Below are 20199 nucleotides of genomic sequence, written 5' to 3' on the forward strand. Positions count from 1 at the left end.
CGCCCAGCAGAAACGATCGATTTTATCGCTTTTTTCTGCGTTTTCATATATATTCAGCTAAATTAGCGTTCCGCAACCGCTCGGGTAGTGACATCATGAAAAACAATAGACAGGGAAACAGTAAAATGGATGCTAACAATAAAGCAAATGAAAGAAACGGTGAGCCCGAACGGTTTTCCGTCGTGGGTCTTGGTGCCGGCATTGGATCGCTGAACGCATTGGAACAATTTTTCATGCACATGCCCAGCAACCCTACTATGGCTTTTGTTATTATTGCGCACAACCTAGACATGCCGCTCCCAGCTTATCAAGAACGCCTTCAATCGTTTAGCCCGATGCCGGTCGAGCTGGCAGCAGATGGTCAGGAGTTGGAACCTGATACCATTTATCTCACACCCACCGATAAAGAAGTGGGCATGCACCAAAAAAGATTTCTCTTTTTTGAACCTAAGCATGATCAAGGCGCAAGAATGGTTGTCGATCAATTTTTTGAATGTTTAGCGGATGACCAAGGCGCCATGGGGGTTGGCATTGTATTATCGGGTATTGGTGCCGACGGCGAAACGGGGGTACGGATGATCAAAGAGAAACTGGGGATGACCATGGCACAACAACCCGAGACGGCCGAATTTCCTAGCATGCCTACCGCCGCTATACGCACCCAACTGATCGATTATATCCTTCCGCCGGAACAGATGCCCGCTAAACTTATTCAATATCTTTTGCATCCCTCCATTCATTCCCTCCAAGAAGGCATAGAAGATAACCTGACTAATGACATCCATTTGCAAAAAATCTTAATGCTATTGCGGGCAAACACCGGACATGATTTTACCCTCTATAAAAAAAATACGATCTGCCGACGTATTGAACGACGGATCGCTTTTCATCAACTCCCTGGGTATGAAAGTTACATTCACTATCTGCGGGAGCACCCTGCCGAGTTAGATACGTTATTTAATGAACTGTTGATCAACGTGACCAAATTTTTCCGAGATCGACTCGGTTTCGAAACCTTAAAAAGACACCTTTACGAACTCTTGGATCGCAAGAGCCCGGACGAGCCCATCCGTATCTGGATCGCCGGTTGTTCTACGGGTGAAGAAGCTTATACGGTGGCCATTCTATTGACCGAGTACTTGGAAAATGCAGCTGTACAGCCTAGAACTAGACCGCAAATTTTCGCGACCGATCTAGATGCCCAGGCAATAGAGCAAGCGCGCGACGGCTTCTACTTTTCCAACATTGCTTCCGAGCTTAATCCACAGCAACTCGATCGCTTTTTCATCGAAAGGAATAACGGCTACGTCGTAAAAAAAGATATTCGAGAGATGATTGTTTTTGCGCAGCACAATTTGGTCAAGGACGCACCGTTTACTCGTTTAGATTTACTGTGCTGCCGAAACGTGATGATTTACCTTACTGCCGAACTTCAGAAAAAAATAATCCCGATTTTTCATTATTCCCTCCATGGAAACGGTCTTTTGTATCTGGGACCGGCCGAGTCCATTAATGGCTATCAGGATATCTTCGAGGTAGTCGATTCCAAATGGAAAATTTTCCGTCGCAACAGTGGCATCACTGCGGTAGGGCGCTTTTTAGATTTCCCATTCCATGTAGGCGCGCATGGCAAGCAGTCCAAGCCAGACTTAAGCGTGCCCCAGGCGGCTAAAAACCCCATAGCCGAACACTTCAACAAGATATTGTTGCAACGACATACCCCCGCCGCGTTTTTACTGAACGAGAAGGGGGAAATTCTATACGTGAACGGTAAAACAAATCGATACATCGAACTGCACCCCGGTGAAGCGATTATGAATATACACCGCATGATTCGCGAAGAACTGAAGTACGTATTGAGCAATGCTTTCCATCAGGCGCAGCGTCAAAAGGCCTCGGTAACTGTGCGTGATATTAAAATTAAAGACGACAATAAATCCGTGGCTGTCAGCTTTACCGTTACCTATGTCGACGAGTCGCCCCTACAAGGCATGATCATGGTTACTTTTCAGGAAAAAGATCTTCCAAAGCGCAATAGTAAGCCCAAACAGAACGGCACGGTGTCGACGGCGGCGGTGGAAGAATTGGAAAAAGAGCTCAGCTACACGAAGCAGCAGCTCCATACCACCATCGAACAGATGGAAACTTCACTCGAAGAGCTGAAATCAACCAACGAAGAGCTGCAGAGCACAAATGAAGAACTTCAAAGCACCAATGAAGAGGCCCTGACAACAAAAGAAGAAATGCAATCGCTCAACGAAGAGCTGATGACCATCAACCATCAGTACCAAACAAAAGCCGAAGAGCTTACGCAGCTGAACAACGATATGAAAAACCTCTTGGACAATATCGAAATCGGCACCATCTTCCTGGATAATAAACTTAGCATACTGCGCTTCACGCCACAGATCACGCGATTGTTCAATGTTATTCCTACGGATGTAGGGCGGTCCATCACCCATATTGTTTCTAACTTTGACTATCCGGCTATTGAAAATACTATCAATGAAGTCATTGATACACTCGTGGGTAAGGAACTGGAAGTAAAAACGAAAAAGAATGAGTGGTACAATCTGCGCATCATGCCCTACCGCACCACGGATAATTTTATCAGCGGCGCGGTTTTAACGTTTACCAAAACGACGCCAGTCAAAGCCCTACGCACGCAGTTATCGGGATTGTTGCATTATCTCAAGGCGTCCATCCAAACGCTGCCCGATGGCATTGCTATTTTGGATGCAGACTATAAATTAATTGTCAACAATGATCCATTTTTAAAATTATTTAACTTAAGTATTTTCGAATTAAATGAACATTCTTTCCTGGATCTTGTTCGTAATAAATGGCAGATGACGGAACTCGCTGATGGACTGCTGGCAACAGACCTATACGTACAGATGCATATTCAGCATCATATCAATGGCATTGGCTGGCTCGATCTTATAGCAACCATCGAAAAAATACCGGATGATACCAACAAAATAGAAGCCGTCAAACTGACTATAGAAAAACATAATTAACATCCTCATGGAAATAAACCAGCAACAAAACCGTTTCGACATCCTTCGCCATAGAGCGGAAACTGTGTTGGGTGAATCCTTGACGGCCAAACCGCTGGCTGTAGAGGACAAACTGACCAAACTTATTCGAGAGCTTGAACTTTATCAAATAGAGTTGCACATGCAAAGTGATGAGATCAGCGCTTCGCAAACTGCACTCGAGAATGAACAAGCAAAGTTTGCGGGCTTCTATCACGCGGCACCGGTTGGATATGTCATCCTCGATCATCAGGGAACCATACAGGAGGTTAACACCAAAGGAATTACCCTGCTATCGAAAACCACGAAGGTGTTGCAAGGTCACACCTTTGCGCTTTGTATACACCCCGATTCGCGGGAAGCCTATCTAAAATTTCTGGACGCCTGTAAGCATAAGCCAGAAGGTGCCCATACCGAAGTGATGCTCCACATGCGAAACAAAGAGTTATGCGTGGTGATGTTACATGGAAGCTGGTCCGTACATCCGGTTACGCGTCGAGATACCTATTATATCACCATAGGCGATATTACCTCGACAAAATTGGAAGAGCAACGCCAGACCGAAATGGCGGAACGGCTGGCGCTGTCACTAGAAGCCTCTGGATCCGGCATTTGGAAAACATCCGCTTGTCATCAATTTATCTATTTGGATGAGCATGCGAAGCGATTGTTAGGGATCGATAGTTTGCAAGATCATTTTCGCATCCATGAGTTGTCCGCAGTATTTGTTGCGGAAGATAGCGCAAAGTTTCAACAGTATGCCACATCTCCCGATCCGGATATGGAAATCGACATGGAGCTACAACGCTTGCCTGTGCGTCGCAAATCAAAATACATCGCGCTTAAGGGGCGTAGCATTAAAGAGCTTAACGGCAATAGCTATCTGACCGGTATCTTGATGGACATTACGGAACGCAAGAAAAGTCTGGCTATCGAAGAAGAACGTCGGAAAGTGCAACAGTTGCTCTTACAAAAGGCAGCCGTCGAAGCACAGGAGCGCGAGCGCGAAAAGATAAGCGCCATCCTGCATGATAGCGTGTGCCAAATTCTTTACGCTATACGATATAGCCTCAATGTGCTCAAGCAAGATGGGCCCCTACCGAAAGAGCTTGCCGAAATGTACGAACTGCTTGAGCAGGCTATCTCCGAACTACGTACGCTCTCCGCCAATATTTCGCCAACCATTTTGAAAGATTTTGGGCTTGTTGCAGGTATGCAAGATACCGTCCGTCGTCTAAAAAATATTGGATTTCACATTCACGCAGACATCGATCTTGCAGCAGACCGCTTACCGAAAGACATACAGATCTATATTTTTCGCATAGTACAGGAACTTATTAACAACAGTATAAAACACTCGGGAACGAATGCTGCTACCGTTAGCATACAAAAACAGGACAACTACGTAAGCGTTCAGGTGCAAGACGAAGGAAAAGGTTTTGGCGACGATTTGGAGGAAGCCATCAAACAGGGCTCCGGTATACGGGGAATTTCAAACCGAGTGGCTCTGTTGAATGGAAGCTTTGAAATTTTAACCGACGCCGGTACACAATTCAAGGTCGTTCTGCCACTAAACCCCCAAGAAACATTTTTGTATGAACAAGAGGCAAGTGTATAACATTGTCGTGATTGGCGCCTCCGCTGGCGGCCTTCCCGTCTTAACAGATGTTTTGGCTACACTAGGCACGAAAAACAAAGTGAGTGTATTTATTGTGATCCACCTCAGCGAAAGCGTGAATCCACAATACATCTTGCAACGTCTACAGGAACGGTCTACCCTACCTGTCGTCATCGCGGAAGAAGGCATGCCTATCGAGCATGATAAGGTTTACCTGGCTCCTGCAGATCAGCACATGATGCTGGAAAGAGATCGCGTGTTGGTTAGACGTGGAGCCTTGGAAAACCACTGGCGACCATCTATTGATGTGTTATTTCGAACCGCCGCCGCCGCATATGACTCCTGTGTTACCGGTATTATCTTGAGCGGTTTGTTAGACGATGGCACATCGGGGATGATAGCCATTAAAAGTGCCGGCGGACGATGCCTCGTACAAGAACCGGACGAAGCTGCCTATGCCGATATGCCGCGCAATGTGCTCAGCAACATCGACGTAGACTATCGCGTGTCGGCGCATGAAATCACCTATGTACTTGCGGACATCTATTCCCGCGGAGAATGCTCCCCGCAAGAAGTCCCAAAAGATCTGCAACAGGAAGCGGCTATCACGCTACGCATGTCCAGCAACATGGAATCAACCACTGCACTCGGTGCCCCAACGTTAATGACCTGTCCGGACTGTGGCGGCGTGTTAACAAAAATCGAAGAACATGGGCACGCGAGGTATCGCTGCTACACCGGCCATGTCTTTTCGGAGGCACAGCTGAACGATCAATACCTCAAACGTACGGAAGAGACGTTGTGGGTAGCACTACGCATGATGGAAGAACGCCGCAACTTCATCATGAGCATGGACGAACGGCCTCAATTCAGTCCGGATACAAACGGACGGCGTGCACAACGGGTCAACGAACTAAAGGAGCACATTACCCAACTTAAAAGCCTGCTTACCGCACTGGATAACTAAATCCTGCGGTGTATTGTCCGTAGAGGTCTATAGGTGAATAAACAGCTGTTTTTCTTCAGAGGTTTTGCGCTATAGTCAATAAGTAAAAACGAGCAAGCCCTATAATGAATATAGCCATGAAAAAAAGCCGCATCCCCAATACGGATAACGGCTTCTCAACTTTTTGCGCCCACTTGGGCAGATACCGGGAACCAAAAGATTAAGAGTCTTCGGTCGGCCCCGACGAATGCGGTTTCTCCTTAGCTTTTCTTTATCCCTGCTAAACGCGCATACATCTCAGCGATGGCAAACTGGTCCAGCAGCCATTTCTTGTCAGCGCCGCGATCTTTGCCTGACCAATCTTTTCCAAACAATCCGTTTGCATCCCGCATGCTGATCCATGCTTCGTCCAGGTTTTTTTGAAACGCCCGTACATATTGTACATCGTTATCCTGCTGGTATAGCTCCAAATAGCCGCGCAGCATGATCGCGATAAACCAATTGTCACTTTTCTTCAAGACGGGATATCCCTTTGCGCCGTCGGGCGAAAAGAAGTAGCCTAGACCGGCTTTTGCCGAGGCCTGTGCATCCTGCAAATATTGTTTGTCCTTGGTTAACTTATACAGCAACGCACCAGCTTGGATCATCTGCCCCGTATTGTACGGATATTTTGCCTTTTGCACCTTCCCTGCCAAGCTGATATTGTCCCAATACAAGTTGTCGCTCGGATCCTGCAAATTCTTTTTTGTCCAGGTATACAGGCTGATGGCATCCCGGAGGTAGGCCTTGGATTTGGTCGCCTCATACAGCTTCAGCAAATATACCACCGCAGGGGCATTGGAGCAGGTGTTTTTGGACTCTTTCTTTTGCTCGCACCAATAAATACCGCCCCCGAGCTTATCATCCATCCCACTTTGCACAAAAGTCCATATCTCTTGCGCTTTGTTCAGGTAAGCCTTTTCTTTCGTGTGTAGGTAGAGGTCTGCAAAATCGATCCCTAGCCAGATGTTGTCATCGTAAAAACGATCCGAAAGTGGTGCACTGTTCACATAGGAGGCATAACCTACCGGGCTTCGTTTATCGTAATAGTTTTCCAGACCAGGAAGCACCGCTTGGTCAATATGCTGCTTAACGGCGGCGTTATCTTGGGTTTCCAGCAACGCCACATAAGCCGATAGGCTGCCCGAAAAAGGCCACAGGTAGGAATAGGCATTGGCCTTCGGCTGGTTGTTGTTATCCGCTAGGTATGTGGCGCTGTGCTGCTCATCAAAGGGGTACGTTTCCCGGAAAAGGTGCTTACCATCTGCTACGGCATACTGTTCCTCGATATGGGAAAGGCTTTCGCTTGCACGCGCATAGTTCACATTTTCGGGTTGCTTTTGCCCTTGCAGGCAGGAGGCCCACAAGAGCGCCAGCGCGGCTCCTACTATTTTTTTCATCATCATTATTATTTACTGTTTTTTTCAAAATATGCAATACTCTCGAACAACATGGCTGCACTGGTTTGTCCCGTCAGCTGGGCATCGCCACTTGGCCGTTGCGCCCAAGAAGAGCCAAAAAGCAGGAAGTTTTCGTCCGCGCCTTGCTGCCAAGCCACCCGACCGTTGTTGCGGAGGAAATTCTCAAACTTCAGGCGGAAGGCCTGCTCTACGCCATCGCGCTGCAATAGCTGCACAAAATAGCGCATAAATATCCCTTTAAACAAGGCTCCATCGCCACTGCCTTCATCGCGCAATACATTACTGCTGGCATCAATACATTTAGAAACCGTGTAGTTGGCCGTCTTTTGTGCATCGTTCATATAAAGCGGATCTTTCGTCACATCGTAAAGCTCTACCGCAGTTCCCAAGAACGTACCTTGGTTATAGGTCAGGGCCACCGTACTGATGACATCTGTCTGCCCATTGATATTATCGAACACCGCACCGGTAGCCCGATCAAAAAGCACATCCTTTTGCCATTCATAAATTAGCTTCGCCCAATCTAAATACGCCTGTTCTCCCGTCAGCTTATACAGGCGCACCGCCAATATGCTGGCCGGACCATTGGAACAGGCGTTTTTCGAATACAACATATCTTTACGCCAAGCCAAGCCTCCGCCCGCATATTCCGTGTTCCAAGCTTTTAGGATGTCGGCCCATAGCACCAGGGTTGCATCCAGGTACTTCTGCTCCTTTGTAATTTCGTACAGCCGCAGAAAGGTCAAGGCGTTCCACTCCATATCATCGTAAAACACATTGTAGTAGTTACCCCCATTTTTTACCCGCACTCCGTCGAACCAGGTTCCAAAATAAGCACTATATTTTGGATCGTTGGTTCGCAAAAACGCATCGATCACCGCATCCATGGCATGCGCATTGGGCCAATACTGAAAACCGAGATCCGAACGGTCGCTTCCGTAATTAAAGTAACCCTCCGCATTCCAAAATTGGCGGATCAAGGTATCGGTAGTTCTGTTAGCCATCTCCTCCCAAGAAACGGGCAACTCGTCGTTAAATTGGTATTCGTCGTTAATCTTGCCGCAGCTCGCCAAAGCGAGCAGGGCAAAAAATGCGAATCCTATCGCTCTTAATTTCATCCGTTCCGGTTTTAGTTCACTTTAATACTATGTGTATACTCCTTATCGCCCTGCAGCACCACAGTAATGGTGGTTGACTTGCCATCTACAGCGCCATCAAACTTCCATTTGTCGTCCCATTGCGTTACTGTATTCAGTAATTTCAGGTGGTAGTAGGATGGATCACTGGCTGCTGTCGGGCGGCTATCTGTTGAATTTTTCGCCCCAAATTGCTGTATGACGTTGTTTCCATTGCTGACTGTCGTAAGTTGGAATTTATAGCGTTCGTCCCGGCCCCAGCTTTCCTGGCGGAATGTTACCACGCCGGTACCGCTCCAGACGCCTTTTCCTTGGTAAGGCAAGTTGAACAAGATTTTATTTTCCGGCGAGAACCAAAGACCGATGGAACGGATTTCGGTGAAGCTTACCGTAGCCACATTGAAGTCGAGCACGACGCGGTACACGCCCGTTTGGCTCACCTGCATATTGGTTTCTTCGGCCGCCTCTCTAAGCTTCACCTGGTCATCCGTATAGAACTTACGGGCATTAGCATCCTTGCGATCCAAAAATACATAGCTTTTACCGGCCTCTAAGCGCGTGTAGATTTCAAATTCGCCCGGCGCCGTTTGTTTGAACGGCAAAGCTGTTGCCACCGCTGTACCGCCCTCCGACCCTTCACCCGAAACATACAGCGCATCAGGAATATCGGCAAAGCCCTCCAGGCTGCTGATGTTGAGCTTCCTCACCACAGACGACTGCACACGTTTTATGCCACGGGAGGCAATGACCGTCCATTGTACCTCACCACTCTCGCCCGGATTTACGCCGGAGGAAACCGCTACGGCATTCAGTACCTTGTGCGTTACATAGGCATTGTTTCCAAAGCCATTATTGTTGGACATCAGCTTGTAAAGTGGCTTCGAAAAATCGCCACCTACCTTGTCAAAGACCACCTCATAGAGCGCGGCTCCGCCATCTTCGCTCAGCGCAGCCTCCCACTCAAAGAACAAGGAAGCGGTACTCGAACTCACCAGTTTCACGGCCTTGTTGTCCAAAGGTTCAAACAGGGCCGTTACGGGCGTAACCTCCACGTCCGTATAGTTCATATCATCCGTTTTGCACGCTTCAAAGCAGGCGAGCAAGGCTGAAAGCCAAATAAAAATTGAAATTCTTTTCATGATTGCTTAGATTATAATTTAGTTAGCATGGCCGGGGTTATTCGGCAATAAGTTTCTGTTTAAGTCCACCTCTACTTGCGGTAGCGACCACAGGTAATCCCTGTTTTCATCAAAGCGGCGGGTATCGAGCCGGATGTAACTGCTGTTGCCGTTGGCAAATTTTGCGCCATACACCGGTCCGTCGAGATACGTTTTACCGGCTCTCCAGCGCACGATATCGAAGTAGCGTAAGCCTTCCAGTGCTAATTCACTACGGCGTTCGTTACGAATCAGCGTTGTCATTGCCGTGCTGCTCAGCCCGGCAGGAAAATCTAAGGCGCTAGCGGCTTCAAAGCCTGCCCGTACGCGAATCGGGCGGATAGTTTGATTCCACACGGCGGCATCGAATTGTCCCAGCTGCTGCTTCGCTTCAGCATACATCAACAGCACATCCGCATAACGAAACATGATGATGTTTAAGCCCGATTGGAATACCTCGGTAGCCGTTCTATCGTAGTATTTGCGAACATAATAGCCGGTGGGTGACGTATTGGCTGCGGCGCCGATGTACACATCCATTCGCTCTTCGTTGTTGCTTCCTGTCCCGGGGCGCGTGTAGATCGTACGCGTGGTACCATTGAAATTCACCCACTGTGCACCATGGTGCACCACCGTCGCCGTCAGCCGAGGATCCCGATTTACATAGGGGTTGTTCTCGTTGTAACTCGGGTTATTACTTATGCTGGCTCCGCTTAGCGTCAGGTAGTTGTCCACCAAACTCTGCAGGGGCGCATAGGCATTCAACCGTGCACCGGCCGATAGCGGCGCGGCGTCGTAAAGTTTACCCCACATCTTGAGCGAAGGCACGTAGGCATAGTCCAGGATCACCTCTTCATTGTACTCGTTGGCAGCTTCGAAAAGGCCCGTATAATTCGGGAAGAGCGCATAAGTACCGTAGGTCCCTTGCCCATTCATCAAGCTATCGCAGTAGTCGGCCGTTTTTTGCCAGTTATTTTCATAAAGGTAAGCGCGGGCTTGGAAAGCCATGACCGCACCTTTGGTGATCCGTCCACGATCGGTATCCGCCAGCTCATTGCGACTAGGGAGCATACTGCTGATGGCTGAAAGCTCAGCATGGATAAAGGCGATAATAGACGCTTTTGGCGTGCGGGCAATCTGCTCGGATTCTTCCAGCGTGATGTCTTCGGTGAAAAAAGGCACATCGCCATAGAAGTTGACCAAGCGGAAATAGATCAAAGCCCGGATAAAGCGCATTTCGGCTCTTTTCCGTTGTTTCCATGCCTCTGTAGCATCCGGCACGCGATCCACATTGGCTAAAAATACGTGTACGGTCTTCAAGCCGCCATATGCATCGCTCCACTCGGAAGCGAAGCGCCCTAACGTCGGCATCGGCATACCGTTACGGATGGATCGCTGATCGGTATTGGATCGTCCTTCAAAAATATTATCACTCAGCGCTTCATCATTAAACATTTTATCAGCGGAGTACATTTGATTGTAGGCCATATTGACCATTTGTTCGGCATTGTCTACCGATTGCCAGAACGTGGCATCTGTAAATTCGTCGGTCGGCAGCGGGTCCATGGTATTGCAGGAATACAAACTGCTCAGCAGGAGGCCGCCGCTATATAGAAAGTGAATTATTCGTTTCATTGTCATGCTATTAAAACTGTATATCTAAGCCTAAACCGTAGTATTTCAAAGTTGGGTAGTTGCGGGCACTGTTGGCGCTACCGCCCATATTATTATCAAACTCCGACGACTCAGGATCGATCCAGGAGTTCATGCTCAGGGTTAGTAAATTTTGTGCATTCGCAAAAATCCGTGCCCGCTGCAAATGCAGGCGATTGGCCCAACTTTGTGGCAGGGAGTAACCTACCTGCAGATTCTTCAAACGCGCGTAGCGACCATTGAATAGGTAGATATCCGATTCCATCTGATAATTGTTGCTCGTCGAGGCTGATCCTGCCGCCGTGAGCCGAGGCCATGCGGCGTCGGTGTTGGTCGGCGTCCAATAGTCCAGCTGATGCTGATAAATGGCGAAGGAATAGTTTTCGTGGAAAGGCTCCACCAGTTCACCGCGCACCATCATATCACGCTTGCCCACCCCCTGCCAAAACATGCTGAAATCAAAATTCTTGAATTTCAGGTCGTAAGTAAACCCAAACGTAAGGCGTGGAAATCCGTGCCCCAGCACAAAGCGGTCTTTGGAGTCAATGACCCCATCGTTGTTGCGGTCTATATAGCGTACGTCGCCGGGCTGCAGATCTGAAGAGCTGGTTCCCACGGGCAAGGCTGCCGTTTCGATTTCCTGCATATTCTGGAAATAGCCCTGTACCTTGTACCCGTAGTAGGAGTTTACCGGTAAACCTTCGCGTATAATCTTACGAATGCGGTCGGCTTCTGAAAACTGTTCCTTGCCTTCAAAATAGGTTACCTCGTTGTACGTATCGCCAACATTGGCCGAGAAGCTATGCTGCGCTTCGCCCGTGCGCATGTTATAGGCGAGCACCAATTCCCAACCCTGGTTTTTCATCTTACCAATATTCTTCTTATTTAAGATGGTTCCGAAAGCCGAAGGGATACTTGGCGTTAGCAGAATTTCCGATGTAAGTTTATGGAAATAGTCGAAGCTGGCCGTTAGGCGGTTTTGCAGGAAAGAGGCGTCTACCCCCATGTTGAAATTGTTTGTTCTTTCCCACTGCAAATCGTCCGTACCTATTCGAAAACCAGCACCACTTACGGCCGTATTGTTGAAACCATAGCTGTTGTTAAAGGGTTCGTATCGGGTCAGGAACTGGTATGGGTCCATGTCCTGGTTACCCAACACTCCATATGAGGCGCGAAGTTTCAAGTCGCCCACGCGCTCGTTGTAGACTTGCATAAAGGATTCTTCGGATAGGCGCCATCCCGCAGAAACCGAGGGGAAGAAACCCCATCGATAGGCTCGGGCAAAGCGCGAGGAGCCATCGTACCGGAAAGTAGCTTCTAAAAAATAGCGCTGTGCATAGGCGTAATTTAGGCGCCCTATTAACGAAGTGATATTAATTTCCCTGGTCCCCTCTAATGATGAGCGGCTGGATGGGTCGAACTCCGTCCCGGTAGTCGGTGTTCCCAAGATGGGATCCGTAAAGCGGTATTTGATTTCGTTGATGCGGCTCGTTTCCGACTCGTTGGTTGCGCCAAAGAGCCCTTTTAGTTCATGGTTGCCGAAAGTCTTGTGGTAGTCCAATAGCAACTGATAGTTTAGCAACGTTCTTTTTTCGTTAAAATCTTCCGTATTGCGTGTGGAATTTACGTTGACGGCCGGTCTTTCGGCATCGGCGGTCGCATACAAGGGCACCTGAATGCGTCGAATAAAGCGATGGTCCGCATTGATGTCGGCACCGAACACCCCACGCAGCTTCAGGCCATCCATCAGCCGCACATCTAAGGCAACATTTGCGTTAAAAAAATCATTGTCACTTTTGGTGTAACCGCCATCGCGCAATTCGGCCAATGGATTTTGATCAGTCAGCGCATTGTTGATCAGGTACCGGCCATTATCGGCCTGCATACGGTAATAGTAGTAGGGCGGTATACGCGAAGAGTTGATGATGGCATTGCTTGCCGTGCTACTTAAGCCGTTATTGCGCGCATAAGATACGATCGTATTCAGTTTGAAGATGCCATACTCGGTAGACATATTGCTACGTAAGTTGTAGCGCTTGATACCGTAGTCCTTGTTGCCCACGAAATTACTGCGCTGATCCAGGAAACCACCAGAAAAGAGATAAGTGGAGCTCTCACCGCCACCCGATACCGTGACATTGTGGTTCTGCTGCAAGGCGGTCTTCATAATCTGGTCATAGTTCCACTGTTCGATGTCCCGGTTATTATAAAGATCGTTTATTTGATCAGGCGTAAATTCAGGATCCTTACCCACATTGGTCAGGGCCAGATTTTTCAATGTTGCATTTTGGTAGCCCTGCACCGGACTGAACAGGATTTGTGGATCTTGGGCACCCACCAAGGAAGAGAGGTTTACGCGTGGGCGTTGGTTTCGCTTTCCGCTTTTCGTGGTGACTAGGACTACGCCATTGGCCGAACGCGATCCGTAGATAGCTGCCGTACCCGCATCTTTGAGCACCGATACATTTTCGATATCCATCGGATTCAGCTTATTCAAGGCGCCCACATCCGTGATCAATCCATCAATCACCACCAAGGGCGCATTACTGTTCAAGGTGGATATACCGCGGATATTAATATTCATGGTATTGCTGTTCGGATCCATACTGCGCTGCTGTATGTTCAAGCTGGGTGACGCACCTTGCAAGGCCTGCATAGCATTCGCCACCGGCCTGTTTTCGATGGCTTTCGCATTAATTTGGTCCACGGCGCCGACCACAGCACGTCGCGTGGTGGTACCATAGCCCACGACGATAACCTCGTCCAACGACTGGTTATTGTCGGACATGGTAATGGTCATCTCTGTACCATCCACCCGCCGCATGACGTCCTGGTAGCCTAAATACGTGATGCGCACTTGGTCGCCTAGTTTGGCGGAGAGACTAAATGCGCCATCGCTATCCGTCACCACTGAAGTAGAGCTGCCTACAACGAGCACCGTTGCCCCTTGCACCGGGCTGTCGCGCTCGTCGACGACCTTTCCGCGCACAGAGACCTGCATGTCCATTTTGTGCGATAGAAACGCATCGACGCTAGCCTGTGTAGGGTGATGCCCAAAAAGCAACGCTCCCGCAACAAGAAATAATTTCGACTTTTTGATCATAATAAAGAATGGTTTATATCGTGGCTTACGCCTGTTAGCAAAACCGGGTTAGCTTACACCTAAACCGGTTTAACAAAAGTAAATATAAAATTTACATTTCCTAATAAAGCTGTAATTTTTTTAGTAACAATTGCAATAGTGACTCCTGACCGAAGTCGTCGTACCCGACGAAATAGAAAACGCCTTCCAAACTTTGCTGCACCGCAAAAACGGCAGCGCGTTGGGCTGCTGCGCACTGCATTTCAATTAATCTATTGCAAGTGGCCTTTCCTTTCCAGATCTTTGCGTTTTGGTTCAGAAAGGAATAAACACCGTTAGTCTATGCCAGAAAGGATGCAGGTACCACCGCTCTTAGATAACCTGCTCCGCGGATGGGATAAAAGCTTTCTCAAAGCCCCCTTAAACAACGGTTAGCGCATATTTCCATACACTTGCTGTTACTTATAAGAAGTGGCAAGACCATAAAACAAATTCCACTCTTGGAAAGAAGCTACATAGCAGGGCAGCTGCAGCTCCTCTTCAATTGCCGGCAAAAACCAGCGGTGTGCCTTGGCAATATTCCCGCCAAACACAATCCCATCCGTCTGCAGAGGCAGAATGTGCTGCCGCAGGAAATCCAACAGCGCATCGCTGAGGTAGTTGAAGGCCGCCACACGCTCTGCCACTAGGTCTTCGGCCTCTAGTAAGGCTTTCACGTGCGGCAATTGACGAACCCCACGGCGTTTTAGAAAGGCAAGCATGCCGCGTGTTGAAATATAGTCTTCGGCTATGCCCTCCCGGAAGGTGGCCGAACCAAAGTTCAGATCCTTAACCTCACCGTGGCCATACAAGGCAGAGCCAAGGCCTGTACCCAGTGTTAGTCCCACGATACGTTTTTCCTGCAATTGGTGATGATAGAGCTCCCCCCATAAGAATGCTTCGGCGTCATTGACAAAACGCACGGCATCGGCCGAAATACCATAGCTGGCACTTAGGTAAGACTTAACGTCCATGTGCAGCAACGCCTGATATTTGTGCATCCCATCCATCAAACAAATGCCACGCACATAGTCAAATGGTCCGGGCATAGCAATCAAGAGCGCAGCAATATGTTGGTTTTCCTCGTCCCACACTTGTCGAATCACCGTGTCCCACTGCTGTAGTATACGCTCGCGGCTCTCGCCACTATCCACATCGCCACGTGCTTCGTTCAGGGGAAAGTATTGTCCCCCTTCAGCACGTAAGGAAGCTGCCGCAATATGCGAACCGCCAATATCTAAGCATACAATAATGGAACTCTTCATAGGCTAGCATAGCGGGCATTAGGGCACGCCTCATGGTGTAGAGAAGTTGTAGTAAACATAATTTATAAAGGTTATTATCAAAAGCAAAACCGGTTTTGCTATTTGTAAAGCTAGAAGATTTTGGGAGAATCTCCAAATGTTTTATAAAGAACTTTCGCGGATCTGTATACTGGACTTGATAATTTTCTCGTCGAAGGACTTACCGCTGTCGTTCAGTTGCTCGATTAGCATGTGCACGATAGCTTTGGCAATCTTTTCCAGCGGCTGCCGAATGCAGGAGATTTGCGGGCGCATCAACTCCAACATTTCCAGATCATCAAAGGTGATTAGGCCCAGCACATGTTCTCGATCCAGCGTACGGATAGCCTTCAATCCAGCCACACAAACGTAGTTGGTGCTAAAAAATAGGCCATCGATTTGCGGATTCTTTCTCAACCATGTGGTGATGGCTTTGACCGGATTGCCCCGTCGATCGAGAAATGAGGTATAAAGCAATTGCTCTTCAAGTCTATTTTCGGCTAGCACATCGCGGTAGGCGCGCAAGCGATCCTGCATCTGCGGCTGCTGCGAGTCGATCGTTACCATACCGATGTTTTTATAGCCTTGCTGAAGCAGATGCTCCACGGCCTGCCGACTCGCTTCGTAGTTATCCGTGCCCACATAGTTGGTTTGCAGGTTTGGGATCTTCCGGTCAAAAAGCACCAGCGGTAAATTGTTCTTTAACATGCGTTCTACCTCTGCCCCCATCGCATCAGTCGGAGCCAGTATAATACCATCCACTTGCTTATCCAGCATGGTCTGCACAATCTCCGCGGCCAGCTTGTTGTCGCCCATGGTACTGCTGTACAGCACCTGATATTCGTGCTTGCGCAGGTATTCTTCGATATGGAGCGCGATCGGACCAAAAAAAGAATCGCCAATATTTTCCACGACCAAACCAATGGTGCGCGACTTGCCTGTCGCCAAACTTTTTGCGAGGGCGTTAGGCTTATACCCTATCTCTTCAATGTAATCACGGATACGCTGCGCAGACGCTTTGCTAATACGCCCCTCCTCGGCCTTCCCATTGATGACCAAGGATACGGTCGATTTTGATACGTTGAGGTGTTTTGCTATTTCGCTAATGGACATCTGCTTCTTTTTCTAGCCAGCAAATTACATTTTTTTTTGAAAAAGATGCTATGCTATTTAAATATCCAGATCTTATGCAAGAAACGTCCTCTATCTCGGTACATAATTGCATGTTCGAGGCACCAAGATGTAGGCATTGCAGAGCAAACTCAGTACAACGAACTATGCCATATCCTTCGTGTTTTTCACGAGCCCTATCCCTGAAAAGAAAAAAATCAGGGCAATTATACCTACTACAGCCAAGGTCATATAGTCGGTGCTTTTATTGATTAGTCCATAGCCAGCGTATAATAATCCACCTATACCCAGTATAGTGAGAATGGTTCCGAAAGTGCGTTTTACGTTCATCGTTGTGTGTTTCCCATCACAAAACAATATCTGTGCCTTATTCTACCAAAAGCGGCAAATGAACACAACAATGGTTGCATCACCTTACACAGCATTGACGTATGGAGCGTCTGTTAATTCCTATTTCACCATCATGGTATAAAACATAAAGCTTTCAGGGAGATAACGTCTTGAGCGAGATGCAGGTTCAGCGCATACAGAAATTAAATCTGTAGCGACAAAGGAAACGCGAACGCTCATTTCCTTTGCTTTTTTTATTCGTTTGGTCGGTCAGGAGCTTATCCCACCGCAGCATTCCGCCGCCATCAATGGAATAGATAGAACCTGTAATGTATTTTGCCTCTTCCGAAGCTAGGAAAGCGACGATATTGGTCACTTACTCTCGCTCGCCTATGCGATCCAGTCGCCTTCTCAAAACGCTCATCAAGATGGATACACATAGCATAAAAATCAAGCCGGTCAATTGATGTTAACCTGTATTTACATAAAGAGTTGTTACAACCGGCTACCGACTTTTTTGTTAGCAGCACGTGCTAACCGCGATCCATTTTTAAGCGAATTACGAGCTAAATTTACTGAACATTTACAGTCTCTTTTACATCAAAGGTGCAACCGCCACTTGTTGTCACTGTTGCAATCGCGTTATAAACACCAGCTTGTGCATAGGTGTGGTTAGCGCTCTTACCGGTCACAGTCTGCTGTGCTCCGTCTCCGAAGTTCCATTTTATGGAATTGTTTAGCTGTTGCTCTCCGGAGTGGCCTACCGTGAAGTTGATTGTTTTTACGTTCTCCGCAGATGCCGAGTGTTCAACATTGGTCAAGAAAGATTCGCCAAGGCAATCTACGATACTTTCTTCTGTTTTACCACAGGACGATAGCCCAATAAAGGCCATCGGAAGGATTAATTTTAATAATTTCATAATTTATATTTTAGTGTATAGATACTACAGGAAAATAACCCCAAACATCGCGGTAACTAGATTAACTGGGAGCCTTTTCATGCGCTATGTATATTGCATGTTGAATTCGTTATAAAAGAAGAACAAATCGCTGACAATAATGTTTTTAGATGGATAACACCTAAAAATTCTGACTATGAAACAATTAATTACAAAAGGATACCTGTTCTGCATGTTTCTTTTCCCATCGCAAAGTTCGATTTCAACACCGACGTTCTCGGGCTGTGAAATGACCATAAGCTACTCGGAGATGGCTTTTGCGTCCTTTAAAAAAGCCCATCAGGCAGCTACCCTTGAAGCAGCGATACCATTTTTAAAAGAAGGCAACAATCAAGCTAAAGAGGCGGCTGCATACTCCGTTTCTTCGTCCTGTGGCTGTTCTTCTGCTGAGACATATGCACTGAGCGCTTTTGCATTCGGAACTAAGGCGCTCAAAGCCGATGATCTGGATAAGGCCCGAAAATTGATAAAAAAAGCCATGAACATGTCCTTGGATATATTGACTGTCGCGCCCAACTGCAAAGATTGACGCAAGTTACCACAAACGATAGGCCGCGCCAAGAGTCACGTACATGTTATGCAAGTCGTATCCCACGCCCTTGAAAGATGATGGAAAGATCGGCTGCGCGCCCACCTGGGCCGTGAGTGTTGCCTGCCAATGTACACCAAAGTTCCGGGCAAAGGCTAGGTGCCCTCCCCAATCCCATTTACGGATTTGCTCTGCAAAGTCAAAAGTTGCCCTGTCGATCAGTACTTTCTCGCCGAGAGAGTCGCCTTTGCGAATATATCCATCAGAGACACTGCCTTCAAAACGGCCATTGAGCAATCTCGCTACGTACAGACCAATTTTAAAATCCCAAGACCCTAAACGATAGCCCCCATAAACAGGAAGCGTTAGGTAACTATTTTTAACCGTTGTCGCGTTCGTGCCGCTAAAATCACCCTCAAAGGTACCTTGATCGCCCGAGGCATTATCAACAGTAATGATCGTATGAAAATACTGTACGCTATCCGTTACTTCCATCCCCTTCACATCGAAACGTAATGCTGCGCCGACTAGCCACTTTTCGGAAATGTCATAAGTCGCTTCATATCCGATAGATGGCGCAAAGACGGGCGAGTAGCTTTTTATTTCTCGAATGGTATTCGGCAGGGAAAACGGCGCACTCGCACCTAGGTTGTACCCAACAGTTATCCGGTGCTGTATATCGCCAATTCGGAAAGCATGTTGCGCACAAAGTTGGCCTGTGTATAGTAATAAGGCACAAAGTATGATTTGGTACATATGTTTGGTCATAATTTTGGAATTACACGTAAGCTATCAACCACCAACCGGGAACCAATTGCACCACGGTATTCATTCCCGTCTGCACTAGAGGAAGCCACTATGGCGACCATGACATGATCACTAATATTGACACCCTGTTTGTAAACAAATGGCACATCAAAGCGCGTAAAATTCGCCTTATCCGATCCATCAGATAGCTCGGCACGAGCGATAACCTTATCCGATGTCATCACATTGGTGGCATTCAAGCGCTCGGTTCCATTAAAAAGTACGGCATATATGGCGCACTTATCTTTGACAGCAGGCTGCACCACACCTTCGCGGTTCTGGTAGTCCGCACCTGCAGTATACTTGTAGTACCCAGTAAAGCGATCGGGCAGTCCGATATAGGGCTGACCAAATTCTGTTGCGGCTAAAGGATTGAGTAATGCTTGAGATGCATTAAAATCGCCTAAAAATAGCGATCCCGCAAAAAGGCGAATCCCAACAAACTCCGATAGCGTGGTACCCTTTATTGTAATGAGTTCGGCAGCGCTACTTCCCAAATAACCATCTGTTGTAGACCTCGTAGGATAGGCATCACGACGCGCAGGGATCCCTGATAAAGCTACACCCGGGTTACCTGAAGACCAGATTTGCACATTATCGCTTTCTATGGGGAACTCATAAGCATCGGTAGGATGACTTTGCCAGTTTTCAAAGTCGAACCCCCAATTACCCACATTCACGACCTTTACGGTGTACACTTTGATGTTCTTACCAGATGCCGATGTAACCGTGTAAGTCGCACCCGCTGTGCCATCAAACCGGATGGCTGTCCCACTTTCAGGCTTGACCGATGCCCCTTCGGAAAGCTTAAGCACCGGGCTAATACCTTGCTGAAAGGCTTCGGCAGTAAGATTTAGCGTAATAGTACGATTGATTTGGTCAATAAATACATTTCCCGTTAGCTGACTCGATTCTACCTGTACCGATTCGATGTCTGCTTCCGGATTTGGTGGTGCATCCTTGATACACCCCTGCTGAAGCCCTATTGCGAAACACAGCCCTGCTATCATTTTTCTGTTTATCATCCTATT

16 protein-coding genes are annotated in these 20199 nt (G+C 47.7%); 4 read left to right on the plus strand and 12 right to left on the minus strand.

Features of this window, described 5'->3' with window-relative positions; all coding sequences use genetic code 11:
- Nucleotides 1-95 precede the first annotated feature (95 nt).
- From B0I21_RS11840 to B0I21_RS11850, 3 genes are read left to right on the plus strand one after another with little or no spacing between them, the layout of a single operon-like run.
- A complete protein-coding gene (locus B0I21_RS11840) occupies nt 96-3020 on the plus strand; it encodes a CheR family methyltransferase (protein WP_133640672.1) in 2925 nt (974 codons plus the stop codon).
- Nucleotides 3021-3027: 7 nt separating this feature from the next.
- Nucleotides 3028-4656 carry a PAS domain-containing sensor histidine kinase gene (locus tag B0I21_RS11845; protein ID WP_133640673.1) on the plus strand — a complete coding sequence of 543 codons (1629 nt, stop codon included), beginning with the start codon at nt 3028-3030 and terminating at the stop codon, nt 4654-4656.
- Nucleotides 4634-5623, plus strand: coding sequence for a chemotaxis protein CheB (locus B0I21_RS11850; protein WP_133640674.1), 990 nt, complete (start codon nt 4634-4636; stop codon nt 5621-5623). Before B0I21_RS11845 ends, B0I21_RS11850 begins: the two co-directional genes overlap by 23 nt.
- Before the next feature lie 239 nt (nt 5624-5862).
- On the opposite strand, the gene B0I21_RS11855 is transcribed toward B0I21_RS11850, so the two are convergent.
- The 10 genes from B0I21_RS11855 to B0I21_RS11895 form a co-directional block, all read right to left on the minus strand.
- On the minus strand, nt 5863-7041 hold the full coding sequence (locus B0I21_RS11855; RefSeq protein ID WP_208292329.1) for a glycoside hydrolase family 76 protein: 1179 nt from the start codon (nt 7039-7041) through the stop codon (nt 5863-5865).
- A gap of 8 nt (nt 7042-7049) precedes the next feature.
- Nucleotides 7050-8180 carry a glycoside hydrolase family 76 protein gene (locus B0I21_RS11860; RefSeq protein WP_133640675.1) on the minus strand — a complete coding sequence of 377 codons (1131 nt, stop codon included), beginning with the start codon at nt 8178-8180 and terminating at the stop codon, nt 7050-7052.
- 11 nt (nt 8181-8191) lie between these two features.
- Nucleotides 8192-9337: a SusE domain-containing protein gene (locus B0I21_RS11865; RefSeq protein WP_133640676.1), complete on the minus strand. Its 1146-nt coding sequence runs from the start codon at nt 9335-9337 to the stop codon at nt 8192-8194.
- 18 nt (nt 9338-9355) lie between these two features.
- Nucleotides 9356-10990, minus strand: a complete 1635-nt coding sequence (locus B0I21_RS11870; protein ID WP_208292330.1) for a RagB/SusD family nutrient uptake outer membrane protein — start codon at nt 10988-10990, stop codon at nt 9356-9358.
- Between the two features lie 10 nt (nt 10991-11000).
- On the minus strand, nt 11001-14111 hold the full coding sequence (locus tag B0I21_RS11875) for a SusC/RagA family TonB-linked outer membrane protein (RefSeq protein WP_133640678.1): 3111 nt from the start codon (nt 14109-14111) through the stop codon (nt 11001-11003).
- A 100-nt stretch (nt 14112-14211) separates the two neighbouring features.
- Nucleotides 14212-14352, minus strand: a complete 141-nt coding sequence (locus tag B0I21_RS20155; protein ID WP_166637842.1) for a hypothetical protein — start codon at nt 14350-14352, stop codon at nt 14212-14214.
- Between the two features lie 196 nt (nt 14353-14548).
- Complete coding sequence (locus B0I21_RS11880) at nt 14549-15394, minus strand: ROK family protein (protein WP_133640679.1); 846 nt, start codon at nt 15392-15394, stop codon at nt 14549-14551.
- Between the two features lie 141 nt (nt 15395-15535).
- A complete protein-coding gene (locus B0I21_RS11885) occupies nt 15536-16525 on the minus strand; it encodes a LacI family DNA-binding transcriptional regulator (protein ID WP_133640680.1) in 990 nt (329 codons plus the stop codon).
- Nucleotides 16526-16687: 162 nt separating this feature from the next.
- Nucleotides 16688-16873, minus strand: coding sequence for a hypothetical protein (locus B0I21_RS11890; RefSeq protein ID WP_133640681.1), 186 nt, complete (start codon nt 16871-16873; stop codon nt 16688-16690).
- Between the two features lie 572 nt (nt 16874-17445).
- The gene (locus tag B0I21_RS11895; protein ID WP_133640682.1) at nt 17446-17793 is read right to left on the minus strand and encodes a PKD domain-containing protein; all 348 of its coding nucleotides are present in this window, start codon (nt 17791-17793) and stop codon (nt 17446-17448) included.
- A 175-nt stretch (nt 17794-17968) separates the two neighbouring features.
- On the opposite strand from B0I21_RS11895, the gene B0I21_RS11900 reads away from it, so the two are divergent.
- The gene (locus B0I21_RS11900) at nt 17969-18361 is read left to right on the plus strand and encodes a hypothetical protein (RefSeq protein WP_133640683.1); all 393 of its coding nucleotides are present in this window, start codon (nt 17969-17971) and stop codon (nt 18359-18361) included.
- Between the two features lie 6 nt (nt 18362-18367).
- On the opposite strand, the gene B0I21_RS11905 is transcribed toward B0I21_RS11900, so the two are convergent.
- Together B0I21_RS11905 and B0I21_RS11910 are read right to left on the minus strand one after the other, a co-directional pair.
- Complete coding sequence (locus B0I21_RS11905; protein ID WP_208292331.1) at nt 18368-19117, minus strand: porin family protein; 750 nt, start codon at nt 19115-19117, stop codon at nt 18368-18370.
- Nucleotides 19118-19125: 8 nt separating this feature from the next.
- Nucleotides 19126-20193, minus strand: a complete 1068-nt coding sequence (locus tag B0I21_RS11910) for a PCMD domain-containing protein (protein WP_133640685.1) — start codon at nt 20191-20193, stop codon at nt 19126-19128.
- Nucleotides 20194-20199: the final 6 nt, after the last annotated feature.

This window comes from Sphingobacterium paludis, from assembly GCF_004364125.1.
In the GTDB taxonomy this organism is placed as follows: Bacteria; Bacteroidota; Bacteroidia; order Sphingobacteriales; family Sphingobacteriaceae; genus Sphingobacterium; species Sphingobacterium paludis.